The sequence below is a fragment of the Micromonospora sp. NBRC 110037 genome (assembly GCF_001652995.1).
GTDB classification, from domain to species: Bacteria; Actinomycetota; Actinomycetes; order Mycobacteriales; family Micromonosporaceae; genus Micromonospora; species Micromonospora chalcea.
The window spans coordinates 1,788,713-1,800,114 of record NZ_BBVA01000002.1; the positions used below are offsets into that span (position 1 = coordinate 1,788,713).

Annotated in this window: 8 protein-coding genes; 6 read left to right on the top strand and 2 right to left on the bottom strand. The window is 71.7% G+C overall.

Annotated features, from left to right (window positions below):
• Window positions 1–103 precede the first annotated feature (103 nt).
• A complete protein-coding gene (locus tag A4R25_RS07210) occupies window positions 104–2,161 on the top strand; it encodes a cellulose binding domain-containing protein (protein ID WP_064446064.1) in 2,058 nt (685 codons plus the stop codon).
• Window positions 2,162–2,168: 7 nt separating this feature from the next.
• On the opposite strand, the gene A4R25_RS07215 is transcribed toward A4R25_RS07210, so the two are convergent.
• Window positions 2,169–3,017: a phosphatase PAP2 family protein gene (locus A4R25_RS07215; protein WP_064446065.1), complete on the bottom strand. Its 849-nt coding sequence runs from the start codon at window positions 3,015–3,017 to the stop codon at window positions 2,169–2,171.
• A gap of 74 nt (window positions 3,018–3,091) precedes the next feature.
• Window positions 3,092–4,732 (bottom strand): MDR family MFS transporter, encoded by a 1,641-nt coding sequence (locus A4R25_RS07220; RefSeq protein ID WP_064446066.1) that lies wholly within the window; start codon window positions 4,730–4,732, stop codon window positions 3,092–3,094.
• Between the two features lie 121 nt (window positions 4,733–4,853).
• Here A4R25_RS07220 and A4R25_RS07225 point away from each other — a divergent pair, with 121 nt between their 5' ends.
• The 5 genes from A4R25_RS07225 (at window position 4,854) to A4R25_RS07245 (ending at window position 11,388) form a co-directional block, all read left to right on the top strand.
• Entirely contained in the window at window positions 4,854–5,444 is a 591-nt protein-coding gene (locus A4R25_RS07225) for a TetR/AcrR family transcriptional regulator (RefSeq protein WP_064446067.1), read from the top strand.
• Window positions 5,445–5,523: 79 nt separating this feature from the next.
• Window positions 5,524–6,855: a low temperature requirement protein A gene (locus A4R25_RS07230; RefSeq protein WP_064446068.1), complete on the top strand. Its 1,332-nt coding sequence runs from the start codon at window positions 5,524–5,526 to the stop codon at window positions 6,853–6,855.
• A gap of 21 nt (window positions 6,856–6,876) precedes the next feature.
• Window positions 6,877–7,941: an SRPBCC domain-containing protein gene (locus A4R25_RS07235; RefSeq protein ID WP_064446069.1), complete on the top strand. Its 1,065-nt coding sequence runs from the start codon at window positions 6,877–6,879 to the stop codon at window positions 7,939–7,941.
• 261 nt (window positions 7,942–8,202) lie between these two features.
• The gene (locus A4R25_RS07240) at window positions 8,203–9,630 is read left to right on the top strand and encodes a non-reducing end alpha-L-arabinofuranosidase family hydrolase (RefSeq protein ID WP_043324289.1); all 1,428 of its coding nucleotides are present in this window, start codon (window positions 8,203–8,205) and stop codon (window positions 9,628–9,630) included.
• 27 nt (window positions 9,631–9,657) lie between these two features.
• The gene (locus A4R25_RS07245) at window positions 9,658–11,388 is read left to right on the top strand and encodes a cellulose binding domain-containing protein (protein ID WP_043324291.1); all 1,731 of its coding nucleotides are present in this window, start codon (window positions 9,658–9,660) and stop codon (window positions 11,386–11,388) included.
• Window positions 11,389–11,402 lie beyond the last annotated feature (14 nt).

Below are 11,402 nucleotides of genomic sequence, written 5' to 3' on the forward strand. Positions count from 1 at the left end.
AGCCGATCGTCGTTCCTGGGCATCCCGCCGCCGCCAGGCGTCCGGGAGGACGACGCAGACCGGGCATCGCCTCGTCGTCCCACTCCCCGGAGGACACCCCCGCATGAGGAGAACCACCGCGTTCGCGGCCAGCCTGCTCCTGCTCGCCACCGCGCTCAGCACCGTCGGCGGACCGGTCGCCGCCGCCGACCCCACCGACCCGGTCACCGTCACCGTGAACACCCGCGCCGGGCTGGCCACGGTCCCGGAGACCGCGCTCGGCGTCAACCACGCCATCTGGGACTCGCAGCTCGGCAGCGCCGAGACGTCCGACCTGCTCAAGGCCGCGGGTGTGAAGATGCTGCGCTACCCCGGCGGCTCGTACGCCGACATCTACCACTGGGAGACGCACACCGCGCCCGGCGGCTACGTCGCGCCGAACACCGACTTCGACACGTTCATGGCCGGCGCCCGCCGCGTCGGCGCCCAGCCGATGATCATCGCGAACTACGGCACCGGCACGCCCGCCGAGGCCGCCGCCTGGGTCCGGTACGCCAACGTCACAAAGGGCTACGGCGCCAGGTGGTGGACCGTCGGGAACGAGAACTACGGCAACGGCCACTACGGCTCGGCCTGGGAGGCCGACGACCACCCGGACAAGAGCGCCGCCCAGTACGCGCGGCTGGTGATCGAGTACGCCGACGCGATGAAGGCGGTCGACCCGAGCATCAAGGTCGGCGCGGTGCTCACCATGCCCGGCAACTGGCCGGACGGGATCACCGCCGGCTCCGACCCGGGCCCGTGGAACCAGACCGTGCTCTCCCTCGCCGGCCCGAAGATCGACTTCGTGGACGTGCACTGGTACCCGGGCGGCAACGCCGCCGACTCGCTGGCCCGGACCAACCATTTGCCCGACGCGGCCTGGCTGCTGCGCCAGCAGATCGCCAGGTACGCCGGCCCCGGCGCGGACCGGATCGGGATCAGCTTCACCGAGCTGAACGTGGACGCCGGCCGCACCACCGCGCCCGGCGCGCTGTTCCTGGCCGACGCCTACAGCGGCCTGCTGGAGCAGGGCGTCTTCACGGTGCAGTGGTGGAACGTGCACAACGGCATCGGCACCGTCTCCGAGGTGGCCGGGCAGACCGACTACGGCGACTTCGGGATGCTGTCCAGCGGCAACTGCACCAGCGACGGTGAGGTGTGCCAGCCGGCGTTCAACACCCCGTTCGCGCCGTACCACGCGCTGTCCATGATGAACCTGTTCGCCCGGCCCGGTGACCAGCTCGTCCGCGCCGGGACCGACGAGCCGCTGGTCGCCGCGCACGCGGTCCGGCGGCCGGACGGCAGCGTCGCGGTCCTGCTGCTGAACAAGGACCCGGACAACGCCCACCCGGTGGCGCTCGACTACGCCGGTTTCACCCCGGCCGACGAGGCCCCGACAGTGCACACGCTCGCCAACGGCGCGACCGGGATCAGCACCGGCCGCTCGGGCAGCGCCACCGTGCGCACGCTGCCGCCGTACTCGCTGACCACGCTCGTGCTGCGACCGGCCGGCAGCTCGGCCGGGCGGCCCGGCGCCCCGGGCCGGCCGACGGCGGGCGCGGTGACCGACCGTGCGGCGACCATCTCCTGGCCGGCGGCCACGCCGGGCGCGTCCCCGATCGCCAAGTACGAGGTGCACCGGCAGTACGGCGCGGTGAGCGAGCAGCTCGGCGAGACCGCCGGCACGTCGCTCACGGTCGGCAACCTCGAACCGGGCGCCCGCTACACGGTCAACGTGCTCGCCCGGGACACCGCCGGGCGGGTCTCCTGGTCGTCCCCGCCGCTGACCTTCGCCACCGGCAGCCCCGCCGAGAGCTCCTGCGCGGTGCGGTTCAACGACGACAACGACTGGGGCAACGGGTACGTGGCGAACGTCGAGGTGATCAACACCGGCGCGAAGGCCATCGACGGCTGGACGCTGACCTGGACCTGGCCGACCGACTGGCAGCAGGTGAGCAGCGGGTGGAGCGCCACCTGGGACCAGCAGGGCCGCAACGTCCGGGTGACGCCCACCGCCGACAACCGGCGGCTCGCCGCCGACGGCGGGAGCACGACCGTCGGGTTCGTCGGCGCGTACAGCGGGCCGAACGTGCCGCCGGGCGCGTTCCGCCTCAACGGGACGGTCTGCACGCTGCGCTGACCGGCCCTCAGCCCCGCCCGGGAGGGCGCAGCCGCGCGTCGGCCGCCGCCGGGACCCGCGGGTTCCGGTGGTGGCCGGCGCGGCGCGGCGCCGGCACCACGTGCGGGCGCACCGGTCCGGCTGCCTCGACGAGCGCGGGCCGGTCCGGCGCGGGCCGGGGCAGCACGGCCAGGATCGCCACGAGCAGCGCGACCGAGACGAGCCCGTCGAGCCAGTAGTGGTTGCCGGTGACCACCACCACGAGCGCTGTCGCCAGGGGGTGGAGCAGCCAGAGCCAGCGGAGGCGTCCGGTGGTGACCGCCATCAGCGCCAGCGCGATCGCCAGCGCCCAGCCCACGTGCAGCGACGGCATGGCCGCGTACTGGTTGCTGAGCTGGTCGGTGTCGGGCGGTCCGTAGACGCTCGGGCCGAACCGGGTGCCGGTGTCGACCAGACCGGTGAGCTCGGTCAGCCGGGGCGGCGCGAGCGGGACGCACACGTGCAGCACCAGCGCCACCGCGGTCAGCGCCGCCAGGGCGCGCCGCAGCCGCAGGTAGTGGGCCGGGCGGCGCAGCCAGAGCCAGACCAGGCAGAGCACGGTGGCCGGGAAGTGGACGAAGGCGTAGTAGCTGTTCGCCAGCCGCATCAGGATCTCGTGCGACAGCAGCGGCCCCTGCACCGCCGCCTCGGCGGGCAGGCGCAGCAGCCGCTCCAGCCGCCAGATCCACTCGCCGTTGGCGAGCGCCACCTCGGCGTGGTCGGCCACCACCTGCCGGCCCGCCTTGTAGGCGAGGAAGAGCACGGCGACGAGCGCCAGCTCACGCGCGGCCCGCCGCCATGCGGCCAGGCGCGGCGGCGCGGCCCGCGTGATGTCCACGACTCCTCCTTCGGTGCCTCCCGGCACGGATCAGGGCCGCCGCCGGGGTCGGCGACGGCCCTGGGGGTACGGGCTCAGCGGCGGGCGCGTTCCTCCCGCCCGGCCGAGTCCACGCTCACCTCGTCGAAGGCGGGCGCGCCGTCGACGGCGTCCGCTCCCACCGCCACCGACCGGCCGGTGTCCGGCAGGTCGAGGCTGGAACGCAGGGTGACCGGGCGCAGCAGCAGCGCCGCCACGATACCCACCACCGCGATGGCGGCCGAGATCAGGAAGATGTGCCCCGTTGCGTCCCCGTACGCGGCCCGCACGATCTGCCGGACCGGCTCGGGCAGCGCGTCGAGGTTGAGCGTGCTGCCGCCGCCTCCGCCGGTGGTGGGGATGCCGGCCGCGGCGAGGTCGTGAGTGATCCGGTCGCTGACGCGGCGAGCGAGCACCGCGCCGAGCACCGACACGCCGATGGTGCCGCCGAGCGAGCGGAAGAACGCGACGCTGGCGCTGGCCGCGCCGATGTCCTTGAGAGCCACCGTGTTCTGCACCGCGAGCACCAGGTTCTGCATCGTCATGCCGACGCCGACGCCGACGATGAACATGGCGAGGCCGACGAAGACCAGCGACGTCTCGTGGTCGATGGTGCCGAGCATGGCGAACCCGACGACCAGCACGACCGCGCCGAACACGATGTACGGTTTGATCTTCCCGGTCGCTGTGATCATCCGGCCGGCCACGATCGAGGAGATCAACACGCCGACCATCATCGGGATGGTGAGCAGGCCGGCCTCGGTCGGGCTGTAGCCGCGGCCGATCTGGAAGTACTGGCCGAGGAAGACCGCGCCGCCGAACATCGCCATGCCGACCGCGAGGCTGCCCAGGATCGCCAGGGCGGTGGTGCGCTCGCGGACGATGTGCAGCGGCACCACCGGCTCGGCGGCCCGCGCCTCCACCCAGACCGCGAGCGCGAGCAGCAGCACCGCGCCGCCGACCATGGCCCCGGTCTGCCAGGAGGCCCAGGCGAACGAGTCGTCGACGAACGAGATCCAGATCAGCAGCACGCTGACGCCGGCGGCGATGAGCGTGGCGCCCAGATAGTCGATCTTGACGTTCTTCCGGCGCACGGTGGGCAGGTTCAGGGTGACCTGGAGCAGGAACAGCGCGACCACCGCGACCGGTACGCCGACGAAGAAGCACCAGCGCCAGCCGAGCCAGGAGGTGTCCACGATCAGGCCGCCCAGCAGCGGGCCGCCGACGGTGGCCAGCGCCATGACGCCGCCCAGGTAGCCGTTGTAGCGGCCCCGCTCACGCGGCGGGATCATGGCCGCGATGGCGACCTGGACCAGCGCCTGGAGACCGCCGACGCCGATGCCCTGGAACGCGCGGGCGGCGATGAGCTGCCCGGCGCTCTGCGCGAAGCCGGCCGCGATCGACCCGACCAGGAACACCACGATGGCGATCTGGATCAGCAGCTTCTTGTTGAACAGGTCGGCCAGCTTGCCCCAGATCGGGGTGGTCGCGGTCGCGGTGAGCAGGGTGGCGGTGACCACCCAGGTGTACTGCGTCTGCGATCCGTTCAGCGCTCCGATGATCTTCGGCAGGGCCGTCGAGACCACGGTGCTGCTCAGCATGGCCACGAAGAGCACGAGCAGCAGACCGCTGAGCGCCTCCAGCGTCTTCCGCTTGCTCATCGGGGCGGCCTCAGCCGTCACGGTGGGTGCGCTCATGCGCGCGTCCTCCAGATGTGTCGATGCGGGTTGGCCGCTTCGTTGCCTCAAGCAATCAACACTAAACCTTGCCCGTCGGGCAACTTTGCCCATTGAGAAATGGGTCACCTAGGCTTGTCGCATGGAGGAGTGCACCGGGCTGCGCGAGCGGAAGAAGGCGGCCACGCGGCAGGCGCTGCACGAGGCGGCGCTGTCGCTCGCCGTCGAGCACGGCCCCGACCGGATCACCGTCGAGGCGATCGCCGACGCCGCGAACGTCTCCCGGCGCACGTTCTCCAACTACTTCAGCGGCAAGGAGGAGGCCCTCTTCCACGGCGACACGCTGCGGCTGCGCCGGCTCCTCGCGCTGGTCGCGCAACAACCGGCGCAGCTGCCACCGTGGGCCGCGCTGACCCGGGCCGCCCTGGCCCAGGCCGAGGACGGTTACGACGACCCGGCCGAGCCCTGGCTCGACCGGCGCCGGCGACTGCACGGTCACCCGAGCCTGGCCGCCCACCAGGTCACCGCGTACGCGGCGCTGGAGCGGGAGATGGCCGCGGAGCTGGCCCGCCGGCTGACCGGACCGGACGCGGCGCTGCGGGCCCGGATCATCGCCGCGACGTTCCTCGCGTCCCTGCGGATCGCCGCCCACGAGTGGCTGGAGCGCCCCGGGCGCCCGTTGCGCGACGTGCTGCGCGACGTGCTCGCCCTCGCCGCCCCCACGGCGGGCTGAGCGCGCCGCTCCCCATCGGACCGGTGGAATGGCCGGCGAAAGCAGCATCCGGCCTGACCTGGGCTGACACACTCGCCCGGTGGGTGGCGACCGGTGGCGCAAAGGGCTCGGGCCGGCGACCGGCGTCGCCCCCGCCACCCGGGTCGACCGATTCGAGATCTTCTTCGACCTCGTCTTCGTGGTGTCCTTCTTCATCATCACGCGGGCCACCGCCGCCAACGTGACCCCCGGGGAACTGCTGCACGCGCTGCTGGTGCTCGCCGTGCTGTGGTGGTGCTGGGTGGTGCACAGCGCGGTGGCCGCCCGGCTGCGCCTCGGCGAGGGCTTCGTGCCGATCCTCATGGTGGTCGGCATGATCGCGCTGTTCACGTTCGCGCTCGCGCTGCCGCAGACGTTCGGCGACCTGGACAAGGGCAGCGCCGGGCCGATCCTGGTCACGATCAGCTACGTGGTGATCCGGGCCGTGCACACCGCGCTGTACTGGTACGCCACGCGCGACGACCCGCCGGCCCGGCACAAGCTGCGGCTGTTCCTGCCCGAGGCGCTGGTCACCGCCACCCTGCTGCTGGTGGCGGCGCTGCTGCCGCCGCGCGTGTCCCCGGAGGTCGGCCCGTGGCTGCGCGACGGACTGTGGATCGCCGTGGTGGCCATCCAGTACAGCAGTGGCCTGCTGGCCGGCACCGACGGCTGGAAGATCACCTCGGCCGAGCACTGGACCGAGCGGTACGACCTGATCCTGATCATCGCGCTCGGCGAGTCGGTCATCTCGGTCGGCGTGGGCGGCAACCTGCTCGGCCAGCCGGTGACCTGGCCGGCGATCCCGGCGGCGATCTTCGGCATCCTGTTCACCGCCGCGCTCTGGTGGGCGCACTTCGACATGATCGGCCCGGCCGCCCGGATCGCGCTGCACGCCGCCCAGGGTCACGCGCGGGTGGCGCTTGCCCGCGACGCGTACGCCTACCTCTACCTGCCCATGATCGCCGGGGTGATCCTGTTCGCGATCGGCGCCGAGGAACTGGTCCGCATCGTCACCGACCCGGCCGGCGGCCCGATGGAGCGCGGCCACGGCCCGGCGGTGCCGCTGCTCTTCGGCGGCGTGCTCGTCTACTTCGCCGCGAACATGGCGTTCCAGTGGCGCGCGCTGCGGACGCTGTCCTGGACCCGGGTCGGCGCCGTGGTCCTGCTCGCCGTGGCGCTGCCGGTCGGGCGGCACCTGCCGGCGCTCGGCGCGCTGGGTCTGCTCACCGCGATCTGCGTGGCGCTCGTGGCGGCCGAGCTGGTGATCTTCGCCGATTCCCGGATCGCGTTGCGCCGGCTCATGCACGAGGAGAAGTCGAGCGCCGAGGAGAGCGAGGCCGCCTGGCGGGCCCGCTGGCACGACGGCGGCGACAGCGCCCCGCACCGACCTTGACACAGGCCCTAGAGTCTCCGCGTGATCGAGATCGTCACCGAGGTCGACCTGTTCCACCCGCCCGCCCGGACCTGGCGGGCGTTGACGGAACGCGCGCTGCTGGCCAAGTGGTTCACCGACAGCGCGCCCGGGTCCGACCGGTGGATCCTCGCCACCGCCGCGCTGCCGGGCTACGACACCGACACCGAGGTCGAGACCGTCGAGCTGCGCGCGCCGCACCGGCTGGTCGTCCGCTGCCGGGAGGCCGACCGGGCCACCCGCCTGGCCTGCGACCTGGCCCCCACCGCACACGGCACCCGGCTGTCCGTACGCGAGGTGCTCGAAGAGGGCGACTGGGACGCCGACGCCCGCGCCGAGCAGCACGAGCAGGCGGTCACCGGACGGCTGCCGGCCATTCTGGACTGGCTGGCGTTCCAGAACGTGGACCTGCGCCGGGCCGAGGGCGGGCTGACCGCCGAACTGCCTGTGGTCCGGCTGCTCGGCGACGAACCCCGCCGGCCCGGACGGCGCCGGGCGCTGCTCGCGGCGGGCGCGGTCACGCTGCTGGCCGCGGCAGCCGGAGCAACGGTATGGACCACCGGCGACGAGCCGCCCGCCCCGGCCGCGCCGGCCCCCACGACGTCACTCGTCATGCCGTCCACCGCGACGCCCTCCGCGCGCCCCACGACCGCGCGGCCCACGCCCAGCGCCAGCCGCCGCAGCGAGTCACCCTCGCCGACGCCGTCACCCACCCCCAGCCGTACGCCGAGCGCGACGCCCTCGACCGTGGCGGCGACGCCGCTGAGCGCCACCTACGAGACGGTGAACGACCGGATCTTCGGCTACCGGGGCGAGGTGGTGCTGCGCAATCCCGGCCCGTCACCGCGTCCGGGCTGGACGGTCACCGTGACGCTGCACGAGGGCGCCACTGTGGGCAGTGTCAGCGGAGCCGAGGCCACCCAGGACGGCACAGTGGTCACCTTCACCGGGGGCGCGTTGCCGGGCGGCGAGTCCGCCACCATCCGCTTCGACGTACGCGACCCGGACCCCCAGCACGACGCCCCCGTCGCGTGCACCGCCGACAACACCCCCTGCACCCCCGCCTGACGCCCCCATCCCTCTCCCCCTCCCCTTTTACCCCGTTGATCATGAAGTTAGGCCGCGGATTTGTCCGCATTGGACGCGGTCAACTTCATGATCGTCGCGTCCGGGGCGGGCGGGTGGGGGCCGCGCTGATTCGGTGCGTGCGGAAATGGGTTGTTGAGCGCATGGGAGCGCTCCCGTAACATCCCTGACGCGGCTGTTAACGCTCACAAAACAATCGCCACCGCCAATGCCAGAGCCGCCGCCCCCGCAGGAGGTCAATTCATGTCCAGATCCAGGTCAGTCAATGCCATATTGGCGTCGGCCGGCGCCGCGCTGCTCGCGTCGGCGTCGGTCGCCGTGGCGCAGCTGCCCGCCGGGGCCGCCGCCGCGGGCTGCTCCGTGAACTACGCGATCTCGTCGCAGTGGCAGGGCGGCTTCGGCGCCAACGTCACTATCACGAACCTCGGCGACCCGGTGTCGAGCTGGACGCTGACGTGGTCGTTCGGCGCCGGGCAGACGGTGACCCAGTCGTGGAACACGAGCCTGACCCAGAGCGGGTCCGCGGTCACCGCGCGCAACGTCGACTACAACGGGTCGATCCCGACGAACGGCAACACGTCGTTCGGCTTCAACGGCTCCTGGACCAGCAGCAACCCGGTGCCGACCAGCTTCGCGCTCAACGGCGTGAACTGCACCGGCGGCACCACGCCGACCGGCGGCCCGACCGGCTCACCCACCACCGCGCCACCCACCACGGCACCGCCGACCACGGCGCCACCCACCACTCCGCCGCCGGGCAACACCTGCAGTCTCCCGTCGTCGTACCGGTGGTCCTCGACCGGCGCGTTGGCGCAGCCGCGGTCGGGCTGGGTGTCGTTGAAGGACTTCACGGTGGTGCCCTACAACGGGCAGCACCTGGTCTACGCCACCACCCACGACACCGGCACGAGGTGGGGGTCGATGAACTTCGGTCTGTTCTCCAACTGGTCGCAGATGGCGTCGGCCAGCCAGAACGCGATGTCGTCGGGGACCGTGGCGCCGACGTTGTTCTACTTCGCGCCGCGCAACATCTGGGTGCTGGCGTACCAGTGGGGACCGACCGCGTTCTCCTACCGCACCTCCAACGACCCCACCAACCCCAACGGGTGGTCGTCGGCGCAGCCGCTGTTCACCGGCAGCATCTCCGGCTCCGGCACCGGCCCGATCGACCAGACGCTGATCGCCGACGACCAGAACATGTACCTGTTCTTCGCCGGTGACAACGGCAAGATCTACCGCTCCAGCATGCCGATCGGAAACTTCCCCGGCAGCTTCGGCTCCAACTACACCACCATCATGTCCGACTCCACGAACAACCTGTTCGAAGCCGTACAGGTCTACAAGCTGCAGGGCCAGACCCGCTACCTGATGATCGTCGAGGCGATCGGCTCGCAGGGCCGCTACTTCCGGTCCTTCACCGCCACCAGCCTGAACGGCTCCTGGACCCCGCAGGCCGCCACCGAGTCCAACCCGTTCGCCGGCAAGGCCAACAGCGGCGCCACCTGGACCAACGACATCAGCCACGGCGAACTCATCCGCACCACCGCGGACCAGACCTTCACCGTCGACCCCTGCAACCTCCAACTGCTCTACCAGGGCCGCTCCCCCAACTCCGGCGGCGACTACGGCCTCCTGCCCTACCGCCCCGGACTGCTCACCCTCCAGCGCTGAGCCGGACCGTCCAGGAAGGAAGGTCGCATGAGAAGGCACAGAACGACCCGTACCGCGGTGTTGTCGGCCGGCGCGGTCCTGCTGGCGTCCACCGCGATGGCCGCGGCGCTGCCGGCCGGAGCGGCAGCCGCCGGATGCGCGGTCACCTACGCCGTGTCGTCGCAGTGGCAGGGCGGCTTCGGCGCGAACGTGACGGTCACCAACCTCGGTGACCCGGTCAACGGCTGGACGCTCACCTGGTCCTACGCCGCCGGCCAGACCGTCACCCAGGCGTGGAACGCCACAGTCACCCAGAGCGGAGCGGCGGTGACCGCCCGCAACGTCGACTACAACGGGTCCATCCCCACGAATGGCAGCACGTCGTTCGGGTTCAACGGGGCCTGGACCAGCAGCAACCCCGCGCCGACGAGCTTCGCGCTCAACGGGGTGACCTGCACCGGCGGCACGACGCCCACGTCGCCGTCCACCTCGCCGTCCACGTCACCGACGAGTTCGCCGACCACCTCGCCCAGCACCCCGCCGCCGACCGGGGCGGCGGACATCACCGTCAACACCGCCAGCCGCTACCAGACGATCGACGGGTTCGGCGCCGCCGTGTCGATCTGGGGCGGCGCCTGGTCGACGGCCGAGACGCAGACGCTCGTCGGGCTCGGCCCCAACCAGCTCGGCCTGTCCATCGTGCGTACCGGCATCTCGCCGGTGTCCGGCGAGTGGGGCACCCAGGTCAGCGCGCTGCGCACGGCGAAGTCGTACGGGTCGAACGTGAAGATCATGGCGTCGCCGTGGACCGCCCCGGCGGCCTGGAAGACGAACAACAGCCGGATCAACGGTGGCAAGCTGCGCACCGACTACTACGACGACTACGCCAACCACCTCAACAGCTACGTCCAGTACATGCGCAACCAGGGTGTGACGATCGACGTCACGTCCGTGCAGAACGAGCCGGACTGGCACCCTGACTACGACTCGATGGACTGGAGCGGCACCGAACTCCAGACCTTCGTGCGGGAGCAGGGCGCCAAGGTGCAGAACACCAAACTGATGGTCGCCGAGGCGGTGAACCTGAACTACGGCTACACCGACCCGACGCTCAACGACGCGGCCGCCCGCAACAACATCGGCTACATCGGCGGGCACCTCTACGGCACCGAGGCGTCCGGCCGGCTGAAGCCGTACACGCTGGCGCAGCAGTACAACAAGCCGGTGTGGATGACCGAGTGGAACCTGCACGAGGCCGACGGCGGCGGCTCCAACATCTGGGGCAACCCGGCCAACGCCGCGGCGTGGAACGAGACGCTCGACGACATCATGCGCACCGTGCACAAGTCGATGGAGTCGAACTGGAGCGCGTACGTCTGGTGGTACGGCAAGCGCTACTACTCGTTCATCGGTGACGGCGAGTCCGCGTACGGCACCGTGGCGGGCGCGCCGCTCAAGCGCGGGTACGCGTTCTCGCAGTACGCGAAGTACGTGCGGCCCGGCTACCAGCGGGTCGCCCTGACCAAGAGTTCCAAGGCGTCGCCGCTGGAGGTGACCGCCTATTCCGGCGACGGGAAGGTCACGCTGGTGATCCTCAACCGGTCCACCAGCGCGGTGAACAACGCGATCATCCAGGCGCCGCAGAACGTCAGCCGGGCGGAGTACGTGGCCACGTCGCAGAACGCGAGCGCGGCGAGCCAGCCGGTCGGCGTGAACGGCAACCAGGTCACCGTGAACGTCGGCGCGCGGAGCATCTCCACCGTCGTGCTCACCCTCTGACCGGGGACACGCAA